At 64.0% G+C, this 22,305-nt stretch carries 27 protein-coding genes; 11 read left to right on the top strand and 16 right to left on the bottom strand.

Going from position 1 to position 22,305, the window contains the following annotated elements:
• The 8 genes from BLX42_RS02380 to BLX42_RS02345 all read left to right on the top strand — a co-directional run.
• Positions 1-455: hypothetical protein (locus BLX42_RS02380; protein WP_161871059.1), on the top strand; the 455-nt coding region annotated here is incomplete at its 5' end.
• Positions 452-2,329 (top strand): secretin N-terminal domain-containing protein, encoded by a 1,878-nt coding sequence (locus BLX42_RS02375; protein WP_125923071.1) that lies wholly within the window; start codon positions 452-454, stop codon positions 2,327-2,329. The genes BLX42_RS02380 and BLX42_RS02375, both read left to right, overlap by 4 nt.
• Positions 2,326-2,799, top strand: coding sequence for a type II secretion system protein (locus BLX42_RS02370; protein ID WP_039601768.1), 474 nt, complete (start codon positions 2,326-2,328; stop codon positions 2,797-2,799). Before BLX42_RS02375 ends, BLX42_RS02370 begins: the two co-directional genes overlap by 4 nt.
• Positions 2,800-2,804: 5 nt before the next feature.
• A complete protein-coding gene (locus BLX42_RS02365; RefSeq protein WP_039601767.1) occupies positions 2,805-3,179 on the top strand; it encodes a type II secretion system protein in 375 nt (124 codons plus the stop codon).
• Positions 3,154-3,681 carry a type II secretion system protein gene (locus BLX42_RS02360; RefSeq protein WP_046787659.1) on the top strand — a complete coding sequence of 176 codons (528 nt, stop codon included), beginning with the start codon at positions 3,154-3,156 and terminating at the stop codon, positions 3,679-3,681. The genes BLX42_RS02365 and BLX42_RS02360 overlap by 26 nt, the downstream gene beginning before the upstream one ends.
• Complete coding sequence (gene csgE, locus BLX42_RS02355) at positions 3,678-4,085, top strand: curli production assembly/transport protein CsgE (RefSeq protein WP_046787658.1); 408 nt, start codon at positions 3,678-3,680, stop codon at positions 4,083-4,085. The genes BLX42_RS02360 and csgE overlap by 4 nt, the downstream gene beginning before the upstream one ends.
• Complete coding sequence (locus BLX42_RS02350) at positions 4,082-4,495, top strand: curli assembly protein CsgF (protein ID WP_012314333.1); 414 nt, start codon at positions 4,082-4,084, stop codon at positions 4,493-4,495. Before csgE ends, BLX42_RS02350 begins: the two co-directional genes overlap by 4 nt.
• 33 nt (positions 4,496-4,528) lie before the next feature.
• A complete protein-coding gene (locus BLX42_RS02345; RefSeq protein ID WP_046787657.1) occupies positions 4,529-5,380 on the top strand; it encodes a CsgG/HfaB family protein in 852 nt (283 codons plus the stop codon).
• A gap of 93 nt (positions 5,381-5,473) precedes the next feature.
• Here BLX42_RS02345 and BLX42_RS02340 read toward each other — a convergent pair whose 3' ends face one another.
• The 4 genes from BLX42_RS02340 to BLX42_RS02325 all read right to left on the bottom strand — a co-directional run bounded on the left by BLX42_RS02340 (position 5,474) and on the right by BLX42_RS02325 (position 8,059).
• Entirely contained in the window at positions 5,474-6,196 is a 723-nt protein-coding gene (locus tag BLX42_RS02340) for a ribonuclease (protein ID WP_161871058.1), read from the bottom strand.
• 113 nt (positions 6,197-6,309) lie between these two features.
• Positions 6,310-6,954 carry a DNA oxidative demethylase AlkB gene (gene alkB / locus BLX42_RS02335; RefSeq protein WP_046787656.1) on the bottom strand — a complete coding sequence of 215 codons (645 nt, stop codon included), beginning with the start codon at positions 6,952-6,954 and terminating at the stop codon, positions 6,310-6,312.
• Positions 6,955-6,995: 41 nt separating this feature from the next.
• Positions 6,996-7,349 (bottom strand): cupin, encoded by a 354-nt coding sequence (locus BLX42_RS02330; protein ID WP_046787655.1) that lies wholly within the window; start codon positions 7,347-7,349, stop codon positions 6,996-6,998.
• 98 nt (positions 7,350-7,447) lie between these two features.
• Positions 7,448-8,059 carry a LysE family translocator gene (locus BLX42_RS02325; RefSeq protein ID WP_115274979.1) on the bottom strand — a complete coding sequence of 204 codons (612 nt, stop codon included), beginning with the start codon at positions 8,057-8,059 and terminating at the stop codon, positions 7,448-7,450.
• Between the two features lie 106 nt (positions 8,060-8,165).
• Between BLX42_RS02325 and BLX42_RS02320 the strand changes: the two genes are divergently transcribed.
• Positions 8,166-9,161 carry a GlxA family transcriptional regulator gene (locus BLX42_RS02320; RefSeq protein WP_161871057.1) on the top strand — a complete coding sequence of 332 codons (996 nt, stop codon included), beginning with the start codon at positions 8,166-8,168 and terminating at the stop codon, positions 9,159-9,161.
• On the opposite strand, the gene BLX42_RS02315 is transcribed toward BLX42_RS02320, so the two are convergent.
• The 3 genes from BLX42_RS02315 to BLX42_RS02305 form a co-directional block, all read right to left on the bottom strand.
• Positions 9,128-9,979, bottom strand: coding sequence for a CAP domain-containing protein (locus BLX42_RS02315; protein WP_115274977.1), 852 nt, complete (start codon positions 9,977-9,979; stop codon positions 9,128-9,130). The genes BLX42_RS02320 and BLX42_RS02315 overlap by 34 nt on opposite strands.
• Positions 9,980-10,233: 254 nt before the next feature.
• Positions 10,234-10,845, bottom strand: coding sequence for a cell wall hydrolase (locus BLX42_RS02310; RefSeq protein WP_161871056.1), 612 nt, complete (start codon positions 10,843-10,845; stop codon positions 10,234-10,236).
• A gap of 48 nt (positions 10,846-10,893) precedes the next feature.
• Positions 10,894-11,811 (bottom strand): AEC family transporter, encoded by a 918-nt coding sequence (locus BLX42_RS02305; RefSeq protein ID WP_161871055.1) that lies wholly within the window; start codon positions 11,809-11,811, stop codon positions 10,894-10,896.
• Positions 11,812-12,017: 206 nt separating this feature from the next.
• Between BLX42_RS02305 and sodC the strand changes: the two genes are divergently transcribed.
• Entirely contained in the window at positions 12,018-12,533 is a 516-nt protein-coding gene (gene sodC / locus BLX42_RS02300) for a superoxide dismutase family protein (protein ID WP_046787647.1), read from the top strand.
• 6 nt (positions 12,534-12,539) lie between these two features.
• On the opposite strand, the gene BLX42_RS02295 is transcribed toward sodC, so the two are convergent.
• From BLX42_RS02295 to BLX42_RS02270, 6 genes are all read right to left on the bottom strand, one after another.
• Positions 12,540-13,139 carry an START domain-containing protein gene (locus tag BLX42_RS02295; RefSeq protein WP_046787646.1) on the bottom strand — a complete coding sequence of 200 codons (600 nt, stop codon included), beginning with the start codon at positions 13,137-13,139 and terminating at the stop codon, positions 12,540-12,542.
• Between the two features lie 89 nt (positions 13,140-13,228).
• Positions 13,229-14,065 carry a bifunctional allantoicase/(S)-ureidoglycine aminohydrolase gene (locus BLX42_RS02290; RefSeq protein ID WP_012314347.1) on the bottom strand — a complete coding sequence of 279 codons (837 nt, stop codon included), beginning with the start codon at positions 14,063-14,065 and terminating at the stop codon, positions 13,229-13,231.
• A gap of 200 nt (positions 14,066-14,265) precedes the next feature.
• Positions 14,266-14,937 (bottom strand): bifunctional 2-polyprenyl-6-hydroxyphenol methylase/3-demethylubiquinol 3-O-methyltransferase UbiG, encoded by a 672-nt coding sequence (locus tag BLX42_RS02285; protein WP_161871054.1) that lies wholly within the window; start codon positions 14,935-14,937, stop codon positions 14,266-14,268.
• 44 nt (positions 14,938-14,981) lie between these two features.
• Positions 14,982-15,533 (bottom strand): YbhB/YbcL family Raf kinase inhibitor-like protein, encoded by a 552-nt coding sequence (locus BLX42_RS02280; RefSeq protein ID WP_046787644.1) that lies wholly within the window; start codon positions 15,531-15,533, stop codon positions 14,982-14,984.
• Positions 15,534-15,581: 48 nt separating this feature from the next.
• The gene (locus tag BLX42_RS02275; RefSeq protein ID WP_125923079.1) at positions 15,582-15,893 is read right to left on the bottom strand and encodes a hypothetical protein; all 312 of its coding nucleotides are present in this window, start codon (positions 15,891-15,893) and stop codon (positions 15,582-15,584) included.
• A 112-nt stretch (positions 15,894-16,005) separates the two neighbouring features.
• Positions 16,006-17,298 carry an MFS transporter gene (locus BLX42_RS02270; protein WP_115274974.1) on the bottom strand — a complete coding sequence of 431 codons (1,293 nt, stop codon included), beginning with the start codon at positions 17,296-17,298 and terminating at the stop codon, positions 16,006-16,008.
• Between the two features lie 532 nt (positions 17,299-17,830).
• On the opposite strand from BLX42_RS02270, the gene BLX42_RS02265 reads away from it, so the two are divergent.
• Complete coding sequence (locus BLX42_RS02265) at positions 17,831-18,706, top strand: AEC family transporter (protein WP_161871053.1); 876 nt, start codon at positions 17,831-17,833, stop codon at positions 18,704-18,706.
• 35 nt (positions 18,707-18,741) lie between these two features.
• Here the strand turns inward: BLX42_RS02265 and BLX42_RS02260 are convergent, their stop codons facing one another.
• From BLX42_RS02260 to BLX42_RS02250, 3 genes are all read right to left on the bottom strand, one after another.
• Positions 18,742-19,374 carry a hypothetical protein gene (locus BLX42_RS02260; protein ID WP_161871052.1) on the bottom strand — a complete coding sequence of 211 codons (633 nt, stop codon included), beginning with the start codon at positions 19,372-19,374 and terminating at the stop codon, positions 18,742-18,744.
• Between the two features lie 128 nt (positions 19,375-19,502).
• On the bottom strand, positions 19,503-20,636 hold the full coding sequence (locus BLX42_RS02255; RefSeq protein ID WP_161871051.1) for an HlyD family secretion protein: 1,134 nt from the start codon (positions 20,634-20,636) through the stop codon (positions 19,503-19,505).
• The gene (locus BLX42_RS02250) at positions 20,633-22,282 is read right to left on the bottom strand and encodes an MFS transporter (RefSeq protein ID WP_161871050.1); all 1,650 of its coding nucleotides are present in this window, start codon (positions 22,280-22,282) and stop codon (positions 20,633-20,635) included. Before BLX42_RS02250 ends, BLX42_RS02255 begins: the two co-directional genes overlap by 4 nt.
• Positions 22,283-22,305 lie beyond the last annotated feature (23 nt).

Genomic DNA, 22,305 nt, shown 5'->3' with positions numbered 1-22,305 from the left:
TTGCCGGGGCGTTGGCCTGGGCGCCTGGGCACTGGTTCGGCGAGGACAGCGAGGAGGCCCTGATCGCCGGCAAGCCGGCGCCCACACAAGCGGTTTCAGAGAGTGCCGGCGTACCGGTGATGAAGCCAGAACAAGCCACGCGCGACCTGTTCCCCCGCCAGCAATGGGCCAAACCCAAGGCCCTGGCCACGGTCACCGAACAACCTGTGGTCGCCACCTCGGTGGTAGCCGCTGCCCCCGCAGCCCCGGCGCTGCCTTTCCAGTTCGTCGGCCGCCTGGGCGATCGCGATGACCTGCAGGTCTTCCTGCGCAGCGGCGAAAAACTCTACGTCGTGCGCCAGGGCGACGTGATTGACGACACCTACCGCCTCGATCGGGTTTCGGCCAATGAGCTGGGCCTGGTCTACCTGCCTTTGCACCAGTCACAGACTCTGTCTGTCGGGAGCGCACCATGAAGCCATCGAAGTTGTGCAAGCCTGCTCCGTTCATGCTGCTGGCGCTCTGTGTGGCCATTGCCGGCTGCGGTTCGAGCGCGGTGCGCAAGGACAGCCAGGCGCTGATGAAAGAAGGCCAGTACGAGGCCGGTATCGCTCGCCTGGAAGAGGCGCTGCGCGACGACCCGCGTGACACCGACCTGAACATTGCCCTGGCCCAAGGCCGCCAGCACGCGGTCGAGGCGCTGCTTGGCCAGGCCGACAGCGACCGCATCCGCCACGACTTCGCCGGCGCGCGCCTTGGTTATGGCCGCGTGCTCACCCTGGAACCGAACAACCGCCGCGCGCATGAGGGCATCCGCCAGCTGGAACTGATGCGCACCCTCGATGACCGTGTTGCGCTGGGCCAGGCTGCGCTGCGCCAGGGCGACCTGTTCGGTGCCGAGCGTTACATGCGTGAGGTGCTGCGCCTGGACCCGCAAAACCAGAAGGGCATCATGCTGCGCAGCGATATCGAGAACGTCCAGGCCCGCACGGCGCAGCCCTTCCCGCAACTGCGCAGCAAGCTGGAACGCCCGGTGACCCTGGAGTTTCGCGATGCCGAGCTCAAGGTCATTTTCGAAGTGCTGTCCCAGGTGGCCGGCATCAACTTCATTTTCGACAAGGACCTGCGCCCGGACATGAAGGCCACCATCTTCGTGCGCGAGGTGCGCATCGAGGATGCCATAGCCCTGTTGCTGGAACAGAACCAGCTGCGCCAGAAGATCGTCAACGACAACACCTTGCTGGTCTACCCCGACTCGCCGCAGAAGACCAAGGACTACCAGGAACTGGTCATGCGCACGTTCTACCTGACCAGCATCGATGCCAACACCGCACTGAACATGGTCAAGACCATGCTCAAGACCCGCGATGTATTCGTTGATGAGCGCCTCAATACCCTGACCATGCGCGACACTCCCGACGCCGTGCGTATGGCCGAGAAGCTGCTGCAGTCGCAGGACCAGTCCAACCCTGAAGTGGTGCTGGAAGTGGAGGTGATGGAGGTGGCCCGCTCGCGCATCCTCGACCTTGGCCTGCAATGGCCCAATACCTTTGGGGTGCTGAGCGATGAGGGCAACCCGGTCAGCGTGCTGGACCAGTTGCGCGGCATCAACTCCGGGCGTATCAGCATCTCGCCGGCGCCCCAGGCCAAGATCAACGCCCAGGACAAGGACATCAACACCCTCGCCAGCCCGGTGATCCGCGTCAGCAACCGCGAGCAGGCGCGCATCCACATCGGCCAGCGTGTGCCGATCATCAGCGCCACCTCGGTACCTTCCACCCAAGGGCCGGTGATCACCGAAAGCGTCACCTACCTGGATGTCGGTCTGAAGCTTGAAGTGCAGCCTACCGTGCACCTGAACAACGAGGTGGCGATCAAGGTGGCGCTCGAGGTCAGCAACGCCACTCCGCTGGAGCCGACCCGCCAGGGCACCATCCCGGTCCAGGTCGACACCCGCAACGCCCAGACCAGCCTGCGCCTGCACGACGGCGAAACCCAGGTGCTGGCGGGGCTGGTGCGCAACGACAAGACCTCCAGCGGCAACAAGATCCCGGGCCTGGGCGACATCCCTGGCCTGGGCCGGCTGTTCGGCAGCAACCGCGATGACATGAGCAAGTCTGAACTGGTACTGGCGATCACCCCGCGGATCGTACGCAACCTGCCTTACCAGAGCCCCTCGGACATGGAGTTCGCCACCGGTACCGAATCGAGCATGCAGGTGCGCCAACTGGCCCTGCCTTTGCCAGCCGGCGCGCTGCCGGCCGATGAGCCGGGCCAGGCGCCTGGCGATGCACCGGTTGTCGACAGCCAGATGGCGGTGGTACCTGCCGGCAAGGGCCCACGGCCATGAAACGCCGCGTGCAAGGCTTCAGCCTGATCGAAGTGGTGCTGACCCTGGCATTGCTCGGGCTGCTCGCCAGCATGGCTGCACCGCTGACCGAAACCGTGGTGCGCCGCACCAAGGAGCAGCAATTGCGTCAGGCGCTGTACCAGATCCGCGATGCCATCGATGCCTACAAGCGGGCCTTTGACGCAGGTTTCATCGAAAAAGGCCTGGATGCCAGTGGCTACCCGCCAAACCTGCAGGTACTGGTCGACGGGGTGCGCGATGTACGCAGCGCCAAGGGCAACAAGTTCTACTTCCTGCGGCGCATCCCGCACGACCCGCTGGTGGCGGCAAAAGACGATGACGGCGGTGGCTGGGGCTTGCGCGCCTATGACAGCGGGCCGGACAACCCGCGTGACGGCGAAGACGTTTACGACGTGTACTCCAAGGCCCGCGGCAAAGGCCTCAACAACATCCCCTACGGGCAATGGTGACGGCCATGAAACGCAGCCGAGGTTTCACCCTGATCGAACTGCTGGTGGTGATGGCGATCATCGCCACGCTGATGACCATTGCCATGCCACGTTACTTCAACAGCCTGGAAAGCTCCCGTGAGGCTGCCCTGCGCCAGAGCCTGGCGGTGCTGCGAGAGGCGCTGGACCACTACTACGGCGACACCGGCCGCTACCCCGACTCGCTGGAACAACTGGTCGAGCAGCGCTACCTGCGCAACACCCCGATCGACCCGATTACCGAACGCGGTGATGCCTGGCAACTGGTGCCGCCGCCAGAAGGGGTGGCCGGAGGCGTGGCCGACATCAAGAGCGGTGCGACAGGGAGGGCACGTGATGGCAGCCACTTCGCACAATGGTAAGGCCTGCAACGGCTTCACCTACCTGGGTGTATTGCTGCTGATCGCAGCCAGCAGCGTGGCCCTGGCGTCCAGCGGCACGCTGTGGTCCAGCGCGGCGCAGCGCGAAAAGGAGCGTCAGTTGCTGTGGGTGGGTGGCCAGTATGCCCAGGCACTGCGCAGCTATTACCGCGCTTCGCCAGGCCTGGCGCAGTACCCGCAGGCGCTGGCCGACCTGCTTGAGGATAACCGTTTTCCCGAGCCGAAACGGCACATCCGCCGGTTGTACCCGGACCCAGTCACCGGCAGTGATGAATGGGGGCTGTTGCGTTCGATCGACGGGCGCATCACCGGGGTGCACAGCCGCTCCGACGCCACCCCGTTCAAACGCAGCGGCTTCGACACGCAGTGGTCCGGCTTCGAAGGCCTCGAGCACTACAGCGACTGGCAGTTCGTCGCCGAGCAGGCCTTCAACGAAAGCGCCAGTGGCGCACAGACCCACAGCAGCCCGGGGGACGCGCCATGAAACGCCTGAACGTGTTTTGCCTGAGCCTTGGCCTGCTGCTGGCCGCCGGGGTATCCGATGTGGCGCAGGCCGATGCCGAAGACGAGATGAAGGGCTTTATCGTCGACAACACCATCTCGCACATCGGCCACGACTTTTACTACTACTTTGCCGACCGCCTGCGTGCCACCAGCCGCCTGGATTTCAACCTGGTGGTGCGAGAACGCCCGGATGCCCGCTGGGGCAGCCTGATCACGGTGGAGTTCGAGCGCGACGTGTTGTACCGCCGCTTTCTGCCACCCAACGTCACCCAACTGAAAGAAGAGGCCGTCGCGGCCGCCGACCTGGTCAAGCAGGAGGTGATTCAACGCAAGCTGCAACGCCTGCTGCAAGACACCACTGATCTGGAGAGGGACGAGCTATGAACACGCGTATACCCCACTGCATCGCCGCCTGTCTCGTGGCCTGCGCCGTTACCGCCCAGGCCACGGAGCTGGTGTACACCCCGGTCAATCCGGCGTTCGGTGGCAACCCGCTCAACGGCACCTGGTTGCTGAACAATGCCCAGGCGCAGAACGACTATGACGACCCCGACCTCAAGGACCGCACCTCCGCCTTTGGCGGTACCTCGGCCCTGGAGCGCTTCAGCAACCAGCTGGAGTCGCGGATGTTGTCGCAGTTGCTGGACAACATCAGCAATGGCCAGACCGGCAGCATGGCCACCGATGCCTTCCTGATCGATGTGATCGATGACTCCGGTGCCCTGAGCATCAAGGTCACCGACCGCGTCACAGGAGAAATTTCGATCATTGAGGTCAGCGGCCTGAACCCCTGAGAGGGACGGGTTGTTATCTGGGGAGAGAACACCATGAAACGTCTGCTGAGCACTTTGCTGATCCTCGCCGCCCTGCAAGGCCTCCAAGGTTGCGGCCTGCGCGAACCGATGTCGGCCGAACAGGACTCGGAAAGCCCGACCCTGACCCCGCGCGCTTCGACTTACTACGACCTGATCAACATGCCACGGCCCAAGGGCCGGCTGATGGCGGTGGTGTATGGCTTCCGCGACCAGACCGGGCAGTACAAGCCGACCCCGGCCAGCTCGTTTTCCACCAGTGTCACCCAAGGGGCGGCGAGCATGCTGATGGATGCCCTCAATGCCAGCGGCTGGTTCGTGGTGCTGGAGCGTGAAGGCCTGCAGAACCTGCTGACCGAGCGCAAGATCATCCGCGCCTCGCAGAAAAAGGCCGACGTACCGGAGAACATCCAGACCGAGCTGCCGCCGCTGCAAGCGGCCAACCTGATGCTCGAAGGCGGCATCATCGCCTACGACACCAATGTGCGCAGCGGCGGGGAAGGGGCACGCTACCTGGGCATCGACATCTCCCGCGAGTACCGGGTGGACCAGGTCACGGTCAACCTGCGGGCGGTGGACGTCCGCACCGGGCAGGTACTGGCCAACGTGATGACCAGCAAGACCATCTACTCGGTGGGGCGTAGCGCCGGGGTGTTCAAGTTCATCGAGTTCAAGAAGCTGCTCGAAGCAGAAGTGGGCTACACCACCAACGAACCCGCGCAGTTGTGCGTGCTGTCGGCTATCGAGTCGGCGGTAGGGCATTTGCTGGCACAGGGGATCGAGCGGCGGTTGTGGCAGGTGGCGGGGGATGCAGGGGATGGCAAGGCTGGGGTGGACAAGTACCTGAGCCAGTCTCAGGCGCAATGACCATGAAGACGACATCGCCCCTCACAGGTACAGAGGCGTCCGAGCGCGCGCTGTACCTCGAGGTTGGCATCCTTGTCCGGGTAAAAACTGCCGTCAGGACACAGGCTTGGTACCAGCCGGAATCCATGTTTTCTGCGCTTCACAACGGACGCCGATCTGCAGGTTGTTTTCTTCCCTATACGGGTTCCCTTTATCGTCGATCAGGTAGAACACCTCATGCAGGTACTGTTTGCCCTGCTCGTCCCGGTAACATCTGAACTCAGTGTTCTCAGGGAAAGCCTCGCGAATCTTCGAGAACTCGGTAGCGCTGCCTACCATCGCGTTGAATGCTTGATTGTCAAAACTGACTACTTTTCTCAAGTCGACAAAGTCCTGAAAATACGCCTGCATCTCCTTGCCTGAGCAGGTGCCGTGTTTTTGCCATTCGTGCGCGAACATGCCCTTGGGCTCGCGGGTAACGATGTCCCGCAGGGCTTTGTTGGCAAGCACTGCACTCATCTCATCGGCCCTCATTGCACAGGCTTCGCCGTTGGTGCAGTCAGGGGAATTGGTGCAGTACTGGGGGTGACGGTTGGTGAGGTGGCCGCTGCTTTCGCTGTAGGGCCAGATACCGTGGGTGAGAAAGCGTTGCGGTGCCTGGTCACAGCCAGGCGTTGATGGCCGCATGATGCAGAACGTGGGTTGCCAAGTGACGGAGTAGACCAGGTACTTGGCGGGTGGCGCATCGACATAGGCCTCTTCATTGGCATCCAGCGCCATGACGCGGCTTGCCCCGAAGAGGGCCATCAGTAGCAGGAATGTGGTCATCAAGCGCATGGGTTCACTCCCTTGAACGAGACCGCTCTGGTAGTGGCGGCGTCAGCTCAATTAACCGGGAGCAGGAGGGCGCTCGTCTACTGGCAAAAATGTCGGGTGGCTATTTGACTGCATCACCCCGCCTTGCGCAACGTCAGGTTGATCCGCCGCTCGCCCATCCGCGGATGCACGCCAGGCTTGATCGGCAATACACCATGAAAGCGCAACCGGTCCTCACCTCCCCATACCAGCACATCGCCATGGCTCAACGCTATTCGCCGGGTCTTGTCCGAGCGCTGGAAACCACCCAGCAGGAACACCGCCGGCAACCCCAGAGATACCGACACGATCGGCTGGCCGAAATCCGCTTCGTCGCGATCCTGGTGCAGGCTCAGGCGGGTACCGGGCAGATAGTGGTTGACCAGGCAGGCATCAGGTACGAACGCGTCGAAGCCTGCCGCGGCCGCAGCACGCCCGGCCAGGTCAAGTAGAGCTTCAGGCAGGGCTGGCCAAGGTTCGCCGTTGGCTGGGTCGGTCGGGCTGTATCGGTAGCCCTTGGCGTCGCTGACCCAACCCAGCGAACCGCAGTTGGTCAAAGCCACCGCCATGTGCAGCCCGCCAGGCGTACGCATGTGCCGGAAGGGGGCTGCGCGAAGCACAGGGCGCAGAGCGTCGAGCAGCCGCTCGACTTGCGCAAGGGCGAAGCCGGGCAACAGCACGGTGTGGCTGGCCAGCCGTTGTGGCTGGGGGCCGAACAGGTCGAGATCGGACTGGATCATGGTCGTGATGTCGAGGGATGTGTGTGGCCATTCTAACCCGCTCAGCAGGCAGGCCAGGGTTTTTCACTGCTATAGAACACGGCGAGCCACACGGTATGGGTGCCTTGTGCGGTCCATTCCACGCGATGGCGGCAATGGGCCGGGATGTCCAGGCAATCACCCGGCGCCAGCAGCCGTGTGTAGGCTTCATGCTCGAGGCGCAGGCCGGCACTGCCGCTCAGCAACACGATCCATTCGCCTTCGGGCTGGTCGTACCAGAACCCGGGAGGGCTGCACTGGCCGCTTGAAACAATGCGCTCGATACGCAGGCCCGGGCGTTGCAGGAGGTCATCGACCCGTTCCGGTGTGGCAGGGTCACACGGTGGGAGGGTGGTCAGCACGTTGGCAGGTGTCATAGCGCATCTCGCTGTATGGGAGGTATTTCACTATGGACTGGATCGAAAGGTCGCGCGCTTCTTGACCACCTATCTCGAATGTAGGGATTTTCTGAGATTTATCGGCCGAACGGCAACGCCACTCCGATCAGCGCGAACAAGCCCCCGCAGCACCGATTGAAACCCTTGCCAGCTTTGGCCAGCCAAGGCCTGATACGGAACGCCAACCGAGCCAGCAGGTATTCGACCACGAACTCCACGCTGGCGAAGGTGGCGGCCATGATCACAAACTGCATGAGCAAGCCGCGCTGCGGGTCGATGAACTGCGGCAGGAATGCGCCATAGAACAGCAGCACCTTGGGGTTGGCCATGGCCGACAGCAGGCCCTGGCGGAACAGACCGGCATTGCTCAGCTTTGCGGGGCGCGTGTTCATTTCAAGGTGCAAGGCCGGGCTGCGCCAGAGCGTAATCCCCAACCACACCAGGTAGGCGCCACCTACCCACTTCAATACCGTCAGCAATGCCGCTGACGTTTGCAGCAGGGCCGTCAGGCCGAACATGGCGAGGGCGATCAGCGCGCTGAAGCCGAACACACCGCCAACGATGGTGAACAAGGTACGGTGAGCGCCATACAGCGCGCCATGGGTCAACGCCAGTAAGCTGTTCGGCCCTGGGGTCAGCGACAGGCCGATGCTTGCCAGCAGGTAAATGAGCCAGGTATCCAGAGCCATGCAACGCGCCTTTTTCGATCAGTGTCCAGGTGTCCAGTCTAAGCGACGGCGTGGCTGGGGCAGGGTATGATCTGGACATTCGAAGGTACTTTCTGGACATCCTCGCATGGCCCCCGATATTCGCCTGCTGATCCTGCCCTTGCCGGATTTCGCGTTGCTGCCCTTTGGCGCATTTCTGGACAAGCTGCGTTTCAGCGCCGACGACAAAGATTACAGCCGCCAGCGCTACTGCAGCTGGACACTCGGCGGGCTGACCGGGGAACCTGTGGTTTCCAGCAGCGGCGCGGTGGTGCAGGTGGCGGCGATTACCGATTCGCTGGCGCTGGAGGGTTTCGATTACCTGGTGCTGTTCGGCAGCCGCAACGCGCAGGCAACTGCCGGGTTGGCTCCTCGCTACAAGAGCCTGCTCAGGCGCGCAGCCAGGGCTGGGGTGAAATTGGTCGGCGTCGACAACGCGGTTTTCCTGCTGGCGGCCTGTGGTTTGCTGGAGGCGCACAGGGTGGTCGTGCACTGGCGTCACGAAACCGAGTTCCGCGCATTGTTCCCGCACCTTCAGGTACTGCGCGAGCAGCTGTACTGCATCGATGGGGCCCGTATTACATGCGCCGGTGGCACGGCAGCCATCGACCTGGCGGTGGCGCTGTTGTCAGAGGCCTGTGGCCGCGCTCGCGCGCTCAAGGGGTTGGCCGACATGCTGGTGGATGAGACCCGTGACAGCCGCCATGCCCTGCGCTCGCTGGAGGCTGGCGCAGGGCAGGGGCGCCAGGTGCAGCGTGCGCTGGCGTTGATGCGCCACCATATGGGGGCGCGCCTGTCCATCGAGCGATTGGCGGCAGAGCTGGGGATCAGCCGGCGGCAACTGGACCGCCAGTTCCAGGCCAGCCACGGCATGAGCGCCAAGGCCTGGTGGCTGGAAATGCGCCTGCAACAGGCCCGCTGGCGGCTGGGCAACTCCAGCCATGGCCTGGCACAGATTGCCGAGGAAGTAGGGCTTGGAGATGCCAGTTACCTGGGCAGGCGCGTGCGACAGCGCTTTGGTTGCACCGCGCAGGCGCTGCGCAAGGCGGCTCATTGCGGTGTGCCGAACAACGCCGTCCAATAGATGCCCGCATCGCTCTTGGGGTCCACTGCATAGGCAGCCCCCATTTCGCGGAAGTCTGGGTTCATCAAGGTTGCGCAATGCCCAGGGCTGGCCAGCCAGCCATCTACCACCTTTTGTGCCGAGTCACGCCCGGCTGCGATGTTCTCGCCAATCTGCTGGTACAGGTAGCCGGCCAGTTCGGCACGGTCACCCGGCGTGCGGCCGTCGCGGTCGATGTGGTCGAAGAAATTCTGGTTGGCCATGGCCCTTGTATGGTTGGCCGCCACCCCCGCCAGCACGGTGCTCCAGCCAAGCGCGGGTGCTGCGGCAAAGGGTTGGCCGCCGCATTGTCGTGGGGCCTTGCGCGCAGCGTTGATCGCCTGCAGCACATTTTGCCCCTCTGCCTGCCAGTCGCCCAGGCGCCCGCTGAGCAATGGGCGCGCCAGTACGATGCGCCAGTCGCGGCCTTCCTGGCTGACGCCAATGTCGACGAACTGCGGGTCGAGCACCACCTGGCAGAAGCTTTCCTGGATGGCATGCATCGCGGCGCGGGCGTCGCGCGGGCCGGACAGGCTGATCGCCTGTACGTTGACCATGGGGTAGGCCGCGCGGGTCATGGCCTGCTGCAGGTCGCGCGTACCTTCGGGCGACAGCGCCAGGCGGGTGTCGCTGTTGAGCGGCGGCAGCTCGAGCGATGCTCCATCGCCGCAGGGTTGGGCCTGGCTGCGGTAGGCATTGATCGAATCGATCAGTTGCGCCTCTTCGCCGTTGGCAGCCAGGCTCGAAGTCGAAACGGCCAGGCTTAACGACAAGGCGGCAACGGATGACAGGACGCGCATGTGGATCTCCCTGTGACTGGCAGCGTCTTGGTATGCGCTGCTCATCCTACACAAGCCCAAGGCTTTTGGCCCGGTGTCGTGCAAAGCAATGAAAACAAAACACCAGCAATGGCTTGCAGGCGACAAAAGAGGTGGTAGACCGCGGGTTGCCTGAAAAGTGCGATGCGTTGCCCATCATTGTCGGGGCTTGAGTTTGACTGCGCGCTGTGTGCAAACGTTCGCCGGTGTCAGGGGCTGCGCAACAGTCACCCGGCTCAGCGCGCCAACGCCGGGTTGGGTTTGTAGAACAGAAAGAGCCTTGTCTGGGCGGTCCTGCGGTAGGCTTTGGCCCAGTCGGGGCGCACTGTGCGGTCATGGAAGTAAAGCGCGCCGCCGGTGGTGTCTTTGAGCTGCTGGTTGAGCGCCTTGCGCGCGATCTCCTTGGCGATGTCGTAGCGCTGCGGCTCCTCGACCTGGTCGGAGCGCCCGTCACACCACCAGGAAAACTGGCAGGACTTGCTTTCAACCCCTTGCTTGACCACACCACAGATGGTGTTGGGGAAACCGTCCTTGCCAAGGCGGTTGAGCACCACGCTGGCCACAGCGCTCATGTCTTTTTCATCGGCACCTTTGGCTTCCCAGTAGATCGTGCGTGCCAGGCAGGTGATGCTGTCGTCCAGCGGCGCCTGGCCTGCGGGGTCGACTGCCTTGACTTCACTGGGCGTCAGGGTTTCGGCTTTTTTCGGTGCTGGCGCATCGTCGGCCACCTTCTCTTCAAGCACCTCGGCCTTTTCCTCGGCAACAGTGGCCTTGGCAGTGTCGGCGGCATTCAATGGGCCTGCGAGCAGGGCCGAGGTGAAGCCGATCACCATCCACGATGGGCGCATGGTCCAGGTTCCGAAGTGTTTGCTGATCCTCAGTCTAGCCAAGCGTTTTCAATTGAGCGAAAGCATTAATATCAAGGGTAGGGTCACCGCGGCGGCCACGGTCTGCAAGGCGATGATGGTCGCCATCAACGGTGCGTTGCCGCCCATTTGCCGCGCCATGACATAGGACGACGATGCTGTAGGCAATGCCTGGAACAGCACCGCCACCACCGCCGCCTGGCCGCTCAGGCCGAGCAGGCGGCACAGGCCCCAGGTGGTCAGCGGCATGACCAGGAACTTGAACGTCGAAGCCGCCAGCAGCGGGCGTACCTGTTGGCCGACGCTGGCGCCGCCCAGTGCTGCGCCGACACACAAAAGGCCCAAGGGCAGGGCGGCCTGGCCCAGCGCCTTGACTGTTGGCTCGATGCCGGCAGGGAGCCCCAACCCGGTGACGCGCAGCAGCAGCCCGCCAGCACACCCCACGATCAACGGGTTGGCGAAGATCGCCCGCAGCACGGTGACCGGGGAACTGTGGCGTGCACTGAAACGGGCGAACACCAGCACGCAAAGCAGGTTCACCAATGGCACGATGGCGGCGTTCGCCACCGCAGCCAGGGCAATGCCCGCACTGCCGTAGAGCCCGGCGGCCAGGGTGGCGCCAATATAGTTGTTGAACCGCACGCCACCCTGGAACACCGAGGTGAAGTCTGCGCCATCGTGGTTCACCGCACCTTGATACAGCACCAGCAGCGCGGCGCCGAGCAAGGTAGAGAGCATCAGCACGCCGACCATGCCCAGCACCGGCACCCCGTCTAGGTTGGCGGTGGCCAGGCCATGAAGGAACAGCGATGGCAGCAGCACGTAGTAGCTCAGGCGCTCGGCACCAGGCCAGAAGGTTTCAGCCAGAAAACCGCGTACGCGCAAAAATGTGCCCAAGGCGATCAGCAGGATGATGGGAGCCAGCGTGGTCAGCAGGAGGTGGAGCATGGGCGGGGTCCGTGGCCGGGTAACGGCCACAGGTTAGCGCGGCTGGCGGGTTGGTAAAAACGCTTATTTGGGCTTTGCAGAATACGCTGACCGGTTCCGGTAGGAAGTATTTCATTCTGTGGCTGGATTGAATGCCTGCCAACCTGTGCAGTCCCACCTGTTATGTGGGTATGACACCCGCTCACCTCAAACCATGGAGATACATCATGAAAGCACTGGTATTCAGCGCCTTGCTGGCCTCGGCCGGCCTCGCCCAGGCAGCGCAGACCGTGGAACTGAAGCTGGCCGCCGCGGACGGCCCGGGCAAAGTGATCGGCACCGTCAGCATCGAGCAGAGCAAGTACGGCGCCGTGCTCACCCCGGACCTCAAAGACTTGCCACCGGGTGTGCACGGCTTCCACCTGCACCAGAAGCCTTCTTGCGCACCTGCCGAGGAAAATGGCAAACCTGTGCCTGCAGGTGCAGCGGGCGGCCACTGGGATCCGGACTCGACCAATGCACACAAGGGCCCTTACGACGATAGCGGCCACCGCGGCGACCTGCCGGCGCTGTATGTGGGCGCAGATGGCAAGGCCACCTACCCGGTACTGGCGCCACGCCTGAAGGCTTCGGACTTCAAAGGGCACGCGCTGATGGTGCATGCAGGGGGCGACAACCACAGTGACCACCCCGAGAAGCTCGGTGGCGGCGGTGCACGGGTCGCTTGCGGGGTGGTTCAGTAGGCTGGCTCAAGGCTGGCGCTCGGCCACGGCCCGAAGGGTGCGCAACGTCACTACCGGCGCATCCACCACGAAGCGGTTGGCCAGCCAGCCTGGCACATCCCCGGCCGGATCGGCCTGTAGCTGATAAGTGACCTCGGTCGTGCGCTCGCCCAGCGGCTTCATGACCCACTCGCCACTCAGGTGCTGCACACGGATCAGCCCCGGCTGCTCCGGTAGTTTGTTCGGCTCGGCACTCAAGTGGCGCACCAGGGTGCCGTCGTCGAGCCGTTCGCTGGTGACTTTGAGAATGACGTCGCGCGGCAGGGTAGGCCATGGCAAGTCGGTGGTCAGGTAGACCCAGGTGCTGTCGCCCGCGACTTCCAGCAGGCGCATCTGCGCGCAGGCATACAGCCATTTACAGGCGACACGTAGATTTTCCTGCAGGTCGGTGAGGGTGCGCACGCTTGCCTGCATGGTGCTGACCCCGCGGAACTGCTGATAGGGTGAGCCGGTCACGCCGCGCAGGTACACGCGAATGCCTTCGCGGTCGTAAGCCAGGCTCCAGTCATCAGCAGCTTGCACGCAGGTGAAGGCCAAAAGGGCAGCAAACAGGGTACTGCGGTTCATGGCGTGCACCGCGAAGTGGGTAGGCCCTTGAGTATGTGCGGCAAACACAAAGCCCGCCAGGTGGCGGGCTCTGCTACAGCATTCAGGCCTTAACGCTGCGGGTTCAGCGTCAGGTGCACGTGACGGTTCACGTCTTTGTACAGCAGGTAGCTGAACTTGCCTGGGCCGCCGGCGTAGCAGGCTTGCGGGCAGAATGCGCGCAGCCACATGAAGTCGCCCGCTTCCACTTCAACCCAGTCCTGGTTCAAGCGATAGACCGCCTTGCCTTCCAGCACGTACAGGCCGTGTTCCATGACGTGGGTTTCAGCGAACGGAATCACGCCGCCCGGCTGGAAGGTCACGATGTTGACGTGCATGTCGTGGCGCATGTCGGCCATGTCGACGAAGCGGGTGGTGACCCAGCGGCCTTCGGTACCCGGCATTTCGATGACGGTGGCGTTGTCGCGGTGGGTGACGAACGACTCAGGGATGTCCAGGCCTTCAACCTTCTGGTAGTGCTTGCGCAGCCAGTGGAAGGTGACGTTGGACTTGCTGTTGTTGCGCAGGCTCCACTCGGCGCCCGGGGCGAGGAATGCGTAACCGCCCTGGCCCAGGGTGTGGTGCTTGCCTTCGACGGTGATGTCGATTTCGCCTTCGACGACGAATACGACGGCTTCGGCATTGGGGTCCAGTTCAGGACGCTCGCTGCCGCCTTCCGGGGCCACTTCGACGATGTACTGGGCGAAGGTTTCGGCAAAGCCGGTGAGTGGGCGGGCGATGACCCACATGCGCATCTTGTCCCAGAACGGCAGGTGGCTGGTGACGATGTCACGCATCACGCCTTTGGGAATGACGGCATAGGCTTCGGTGAACATGGCACGGTCAGTCAGCAGCTCGGTTTGAGCCGGGTGCCCACCGTGGGGGGCGAAGTAGGAGTGATTCGACATGAACGATCTCGACTTGTTGTTCTCTCCCCATGCCTTGGACCACACCGGCCGGTGCGTGCAGGGGATGTACTGACAGCATAGGGGCCAGCCCCACACATCCACAAATTAAATGTTGGAATGCTCGGTATTTGGTTGCTGAATGCCAGGCCGCTACGCTGTGCTTGCCCTTGCCCAGGGTTTCCCCCGGGCTGTCGGCACAGTCAATCAACCCGCTCAGCCACCAGTAGCAATGACTGCGGCCCTGTACTCTGTGGATGTTGCGGCTCCTGCAGGCTCACCAACCTGAAACCTGCCATTTTCAGCGCGTTCAACCAGCTGGCCAGGGTGCGGAAGTACCAGGGCATCGGCTGCCACTTGCCGGCAACACCGGCAAACGATTCCTCGCGCCAGCCATCCTGGTAATCACCGTGCGCCTCACTCCAGGGGTGCAGTGTCTGGATCACCAGCGCACCGCCGGGTGCCAGCAGTGCGCCAAGCGCCGCCAGCAGGGGGATGATGTCTTGTTGCAACAAGGCGAAGTTGCTGCAGATCAGGTCGTAACCGCTGCCAATCTCCACCGCGCGATTGCACAGCTGCTCATAGCTTGCCAGGTGCACCTGTGGCGAGCCGGCTACCCGTGCCGCCTCGACCAGCGAAGCATCGCCATCCACCCCGGTGGCGTCGATGCCACGCTCGGCCAAGGCGCGCAGCAGCCACCCTTCACCACAGCCCAGGTCGAGAACATGTTCGGGCTGGCGGCCGAGTATGGCCACAAGGATGGCTTGATCGGTGACTTGCCGGCGGCTTTCGATGGCGCCGCTGCGCACGGCTTCGATCCAGCTTTTGGCGTTTTGCTGCCAGCTGAGGCGCAGGGCTGTTTCAGGTGAGGGCATGGTGGCCTCCGGGTTTGCCTGCGAAAAGACCGGTGCTTACCACCTCAATGTCCATACTTGCCAACAAGGCTCTGCGCACCTAACGCATGCCCTTGCAGCAACTCCATCAGACCATTGCGGTCCAGCCCATCGGGCAATACGCCGATGGGTATGTCAGTCGCTATCAGTGTCAACGCATAGTGGTGCGGGTTATCCCCGGCTGGCGGGCACGGCCCACGGTAGGTGAGGGTGCCGCGCGAATTGCGGCCAACGGTCACACCCTTGGTGGTCAAGGCGTACTTGCCTTCTTCCAGGCTACCCAGTTCAGGATCGATGTTATAAGCGACCCAATGCACCACCCCGATACCCTTGCCGCCGTCCGGGTCGAACATCACCAAGGCCAGCGAGCGCGTGCCGGCAGGCAAATTCGTCCAGCTCAACTGCGGGGTACGCTGCTCCCCAGCACCGCAGGCAGGGTCGGGCCCGACCTGCTGCAGGGCGATGACGCCGCCATCGGTGAAAGACGCGGAGCTGATCGACAGCGCACCGGAGCCGCTGCCCGCGGCCAGTGCAGTGCAGGGCAGCAGCGCGGCGAACAGCCAGGGTTTGAGGTTCATGGCGATTCCTTGGCAGGGCGACTCGCCGCAGTGTAGCCCAGGCTGCTGTCAGCGGCTGTCCTGGTCTTCGGCGGTGCCGCCGGTACGCCCGGCGCCAGACCCCGTTGCTTCGCCAGTGCTGTTGGAGCCGCCTGCGGCGCCATCGGCCGCATCACCGCCGGTGTCGGCGCTGTCGTTGTCCTGGCTACTGCCGGGGCTGTTGACGCTGCTGCCCTCACCGGCAGTCTTGCCGCCTTGCTGGTCGGTTTTCGGGTAGGTGTCGGTGTTGGTGTTGGAGGTATCGGAAGCAGCGAAACTGGTGGCCGAGCCCAGGCCCAAAGCGAGCGTGAAGAGCAGGGGGAGGGGACGAATGCGGATCATGGCGAATCTCCTGTGCGGATGATCTGTCATTCGTTTGGCTGGCCAGTGATGGCGGGGTGCCCTTGGGGCGACGGGCGGTCACCATCAGGGGCTGCCCGGCAGCCCCCTGGGTTCAGTGCGCGTTGACGCCTGAGGCCTGAGCCTCTGCCGGCTCCAGCGGCGGGTGCTCCTGCGCCGCCTGCTTCAGGTCTTCGGTCACGCGTAATTCGGCGCCAGTCGGCGAGAACGTGGTCGAGGCGGTGAACGGTGCCGGGTGCTCCGCCGCCGGGCGTTTGCCCCGGCGCCACAGGAAAAAGCACACCATGCCCAGGTTGACCACGGCAAAGGCCCAGAACAGCCCCGCCTCGCCAAACTCGGTCATGGCCGGCGAAATCGCCAGCGGGGCCATGGCCGAACCCAGCGAGTTGATCAGCAGCAGGCCCTGGATCATCGGTACCAGCGCATCGGACGGGGCCCGGTCGGCCGCATGGCTGACCGCCACCGGGTACAGCGTGAACACCCCACCACCGAGCAGGAACAACATCACCGGCAGCAACGATGACTGCGACGGCAGGAACACGGTGATCAGCGACAGCACCACGCAAAGCGCTGCCAGGGCGATCAGCACATCCTGGCGGTCCTTGCGGTCGGACCAGCGCCCCACCGGATACTGCAGCAGCATGGCGCCGAGGATCACCCAGGCCATCATGTTGCCGACTTCGCCCACGTCCAGGCCGATGCGCTGCAGGTACAGCGGCAGCAAGGCGTAGATCCCGGCGATGGCCACGCCTGAGCCGAAGCAGCCGACCAGCCCGGACGGCGCCACACCGAGCAACTGGCGCGGCTTCAACGGTTCGACCTGGTCCAGCAGCGGCGATACCCGCGGCAGGATCACGATCGGCAGCACCGACAACGCGGCGAGCATGCCGGCCAGCATGAACGGAGCGCTGTCACCCAGGTGAGTGATTTCGCCCAACCCGGCCTGGGCAATCACCCCGGCGCCGTAAAAGGCAATCATGTACAGGGCCAGCAACCGGCCGCGGATTTTCGCGTCGCCCGCCAGCAGCAGCCAGCTCTCGATCACCAGGAACACACCGACCGCCGCCCAGCCGTTGATCAGGCGCAGGATCGACCACCAGGTGGTGTCGTAGAAAAGGCCCTGCAGCAGGATGGTCGCGGCGATCAGCGCGGCGAAGCTTGAGTAGGCGCGGATATGGCCGATGCGCAGGATCAGCCGGTCGTTGAAGATCGCGCCCAGGGTCAGGCCCAGGAAGTAGCTCGACGAGACGATACCGATCATCGTTGCCGATTCACCGGCAGCGCCAAGGCGCAGGGTAGTCAGGGAAGACATGAAACCGTTGCCCAGGGCAATGATGAACAGCCCGAGCAGGGGCGCCAGCGCCATGGCCAGCAAACGCGCAGACATACAAACCTCAAGTTGGAGTGGCGGTTGGGAGCGCCTTTTCGAACGCGCACGCCAAACAGGCCCAATGAGGGCCGCAAGGCTGCACGGGTGTGCCTGGGCTGGATGCGACCTGGGCAAGACTCAACCGCTGGCCGCACAAAGAGCTGGGCCGGGCGGGGTCGGTTGAGCCTATTTCACATGGACGGGCATGTGGTCAGGCACGGACTCTGTCGTTGCTGCCGGTTGCCACCGTTCAAGGCGACGGGCGAAAAGGAGGCGCGATTCTACGGCCTGCGAGGGGTTTGCCCAAGGGGGTGTAGAGTGCGACAGGACGCCGCAGGTCGGAATACTTCGGCTTTGTGTCTGGAGCCGACATTGTGTGGGGCTGCTTTGCAGCCCAATCGCTGGCAAGCCAGCTCCCACCCCGACAGCGTGATCCCAAGCATACTGCTGTCCCTGTGCCGGCTTGCCGGCGATAGGGCTGCAAAGCAACCCCGCGATGTTGAAGGCTGCGGCATACTGTCGCCCAAACGCTCCAAGGAAGGCCTACTTCATGCTCGCTTCACTGTTCGCCGTTCTGGCCCCTGTCTTCATCGTCGCCGGCATCGGCTACGCCTGGGCCCGCAAGGGCCTGGACTACCCCACCGCGTTCGTCGCCCGCATGGTCATGACGGTGGGCACCCCTTCGCTGGTGCTGTCGACCCTCAGCCGCACCGAGCTGGCCCCGGCAGCCTTCACCAGCATGGCAATGGCCTGCCTGCTGTGCACGCTGGCGATGGCGTTGGGCGGCTGGCTGGTGTGTCGCGCCTCGGGCCAGCACTGGCGCGTGCTGATGCCAGCGTTCATGTTCCCCAATACCGGCAACATGGGCCTGCCCATCAGCCTGTACGCCTTCGGCGAGCATGGGCTGGCGTTGGCGGTAGCATTCTTCCTTACCCTGTCGATCGTGCAGTTCACCCTCGGCATGGCCATCGCCGGTACGGCGGCCTCGTTCAAGGCGCTGTTGCGCAACCCCATCGTCATCAGCCTGGCTGGGGCCATGCCGATCATCTTCCTGGACTTCGAGCTGCCGCGCTGGCTGGCCAACACGGCAGACCTGCTCGGTGGCATGTCGATCCCACTGATGTTGCTGACCCTGGGTGTATCGCTGGCGAGCATCCGCGCGCAGCACATTGGCAGCGGCCTGGTGCTGGGCGGCCTGCGCATCGTGCTGGGGGCGGCGGTGGGTTGGGCAGTGGGCATGGCTCTGGGGCTGGAGCCGTTGGAGCGCGCGGTGCTGATGCTGCAGTCGGCCATGCCGGTGGCGGTGTTCAACTACCTGATGGCAGTGCGCGCCAACCGTGAGCCGGAGCAGGTAGCCAACCTGGTGATGTGCTCGACAGTGCTGTCGTTTGCCTGGTTACCGCTGGTGCTGGCCTGGTGGCTGTGACGGGACCGGCCCCGCGAAAGGGCCGGTAGGCACCCTCATTTATCAAACAGGCGCTCGTGCACCCAGCCCTTGTTGGTCAGCACCATCGCCCGTGTCTCCCTGGCCGGGGTCTGGTTGGTGGCCAAGGCCTCACGCAGCGGGGGGATGTTCGCTTGCACTTCGTTGTCAGCCGCCCAGGCTGGCAGGCCGGTGATCGTGTAGGCATAGGTGACGTTGGAAATCGTCTGGCTCATCACTTCACCCGGCTCGGTGAAACGCTCGATCGCAGTGACCTGCGCCTTGCCGAAACACAGCCCGCCGCGGGTGCTGCCGTTGAGCATCTTCTGCGCATCGGCCTTGTAGTACTTGCGGCCTTCAGCGGTAAGGTCGTAGGCGTAATAGATGTCGGTGCGTGCCGGCTGCCACAGGCGTTCCGGCACTTCGGTGCGGGAGATTTCCTTCTCGCTGACCACGCCGACTTGCGCCAGCGCATGCAGCGCCTTGTTGGTGCCGTTGGTATCGAAGTCCTGGGTCTTGGCGGGGAAAGATGTGATCACGAAGCAATGGGGGTACTGGGTGTCGAGGTAGGCCTGCGCTGCTTTCTGGAAATGGGTTTCGCTGGTGTCCGTGGTGTCCGAGCAGCCGGCCAGAGTGGCCAGCAGCGCCAGCGGTACGAGCTTCCTGTACATGATCAAGCGTCCTTGGATGGCGAAGATAAAACCGGTGGGTCAGAATTAGAACCCACGGGCTAGAGCGGCGCAATCGTGGCAGGACGGCATCTCGACGCGGTTCTCAGATTCACCCAACGCGGGGCCAGTCATTTTTCATCACGGGTATCGATACTCACCACCACCGACATCCCCGGGCTCAGGCGCCTCGCCGCTGGCTGGTCGGCATCGACAGTGATCCGCACGGGTATCCGCTGGGCGATCTTGACGAAGTTGCCGGTGGCGTTGTCGGCCTGCAGCAAGGCGAACTCGGAGCCTGTGGCCGGTGAAATCTGCTGCACATGGCCCCGCAGCTTCAGGTGGTTGAGGGCGTCCACGGTGAAGGTCACCGGCTGGCCGATGCGCACATTGGCCATCTGGGTTTCCTTCATGTTGGCAATCACCCACACGGTATCGGGCACCAGCGCCATCAGTTGTGCGCCGGAGTTGACGTAGGCGCCCAGGCGGGTGCCGATCTGCCCCAGCTGGCCATCACGCGGCGCAGTGACCCGGGCGTTGTCCAGGTCGATGCGGGCCAGCTCCACGGCCGCCTTGGCGTTTTCAACCGAGGCCTCTAGCGCGGCGCGGTTGACGATGACCGTCTCGCGGTCCTGGCGGGCGATGGCCAGCGCGGCCTTGGCCTGGGCCAGGGTGGCGACGGCAGCGGCCTGGCTGGCGCGGGTAACGTCCAGGTCGCGGCGCGACACCGAGCCATCGCTGACCAGCGCCTGGTTGCGGCCAAGATCGGCGCGGGCCTTGTCCGCCTGGGCCTTGGCATCGCCAATGGCGGCCTGGCGCTGGGCGATGGTGGCTTCGGCGCTATTGCGCTGCTGCAGGTTGTTGGCCAGCGCTGCTTGCTCCTGTTGCAGTTGGGCGATGGCCTGGGCCAGGCGCTGTTTGTAGATGCGGTCGTCCAGTTGCACCAGCAAGTCGCCGGCCTTGACGAACTGGAAGTCATGCACAGGCACATCGACCACATAGCCGCTCAGTTGCGGCCCGATGATGGTGACCTGGCCGCGAACCATGGCGTTTTCGGTACTTTCGATGGCGCTGCCGAACGGCGGCAGGCGCCAGGCATAGAGCACCAGCAGGATGCCGGCCAGGGCCACGCAGGCGAACATGATCGAAGACAGGATGCGCACCCGTCGCGTGCGCACCGGGCTGGTCGGTTCGCTGGGCGGTGTGGCGCCTTCCGGGGTTTCGGCAAGGGCAGTGGTGGTGGTTGTGCGGGTTTGGTCGGTCATCGGTTGGCAGTACCGCTGGTGGAATCGGGTGAAGCGGCCTGGCGGGCTGTGTACCACAGCCAGGAACCGCGGATGCAAATCCAGATCATGGTGAGGATAGCGATGCTGCCAATCAGCATGAACACATCGTTGTAGGCCATGACGTTGGCCTCACGCGTGGCCGCGTTGGCCAATACGCGCAGGCCGGCCTCGCTGCGCAGGGCCGGGTCGGCGAGGATGCCGGCATAACCACTGCCGCCGCTTTGCACGCGGGCGTTGACCAGCGGTTCGAGGTAGCTGAGGCGGTCGACCAGGTGGCTGGAATGGAATTTTTCGCGCCAGGTCTGGAAGGTGCCCAGCAGCGCGGCGCCGATCAGGCCACCGAGGTTGTTGCAGATGCCGAACAGCACCGAGAAGCTCACCAGGTTGCGCGGGTTGGCGCGCACGTGGCTGATGCCCAGGGCCATGGACGGGCCGAGGAAGAAGGTACTGCCAAAGGCCAGCAGGAACTGGCTCAGGTACATCTGCGCCGGCCGCGTGAGGTTGCTCGAACTGCTGTCCATGAACGCCCCGGTGGCCATGGCCAGCAACGAGATGAACAGCGGGATCACCAGGTGGTTGGGGCTGATGGTCAGCGCGCTGCTGGCCAGGCCCGCCACCGCGCCGAGCAGCATCACCCAGTACAGCGTGCGCATCTGCTCGCTGCCCATGTTCAGCACTTGCAGAAAACCCACGGCGCCGGTGGACTGCTCGGAGGTGACCATGCGGATCAGGATCACGCACAAGCCCAGGCGGATGATCGCGCCGCTGCCCAGCCAGCGCGTCATCAGCAGCGGGTTCTGGCGGTTGTGCTCGATGGCCAGGCCACTGAACACCAGGGCGATCGACGCTGCCAGGGCGACCCCGATCCATGGCGCCTCCAGCCACCACTCGATGCGCCCCAGCGACAGGGCGGCGCAGAGCAGGGCGGTGCCGCCGGCCATCAGGGTGAAGGTCAGAAAGTCCAGCGGCTCGAAGGTTTTGAAGCGGTCGCCCGGGGGCAGCTTGAGCAGCAGAACGCAACCCAGCGCGGCCAGCGCCAGGCCCAGTTCGAACAGGTACAGGCCGCGCCATTCAGCGATTTGCAGCAGGTCTTCGGAGAAAATCCGCGCCAGCGGCAGGGCCAGCTGCGAGGCGCCCAGGCCCAGCACCATGGCCTTGAGGCGCCACTGCGCCGGGAACGCCTGGATCATGTAGTACAGGCCCAGCGAACTCAGCGCGGCACCCACCATGCCGTGGGCGGCCCGCACGGCGATAGCCGAGTTGAGGTCGTTGACGAACAGGTGGGCGAAGGTGACCAGTGCATAGAGCACCAGAAACACTTCAGTGAAGGCGCGCAGGCCGAACTGCTGGCGAAACTTGACCAGCAGCAGGTTGATCGACACGTTGGTCATCACGTAGGCGGCAGGCAGCCAGGCCATTTCTGCGGTGGTTGCGCCCAAGGCACCCTGCAGAAACACCAGGTTGGCGGTGACCAGCGCATTGCCCAGGCCGCCGGTGATCGCCACCAGCAGGCCGACCACACCGAAGGCCAGGCGTTTGGCCGGGGTATGCAAGGGCGTGGAAGGGGAACCGGGCAGGCTCGGCTTTTCGTGCGGGAGCCACTGGTGAGGGGTGTATTTATCCATGGCGCAGACTGTACCCACAGGCC

It is taken from the genome of Pseudomonas sp. SG-MS2 (assembly GCF_009933855.1).
GTDB lineage: Bacteria > Pseudomonadota > Gammaproteobacteria > Pseudomonadales > Pseudomonadaceae > Aquipseudomonas > Aquipseudomonas putida_E.
The sequence above is the reverse complement of the archived record's forward strand: the minus strand, read 5'-3'. Positions and strand labels throughout refer to the sequence as shown.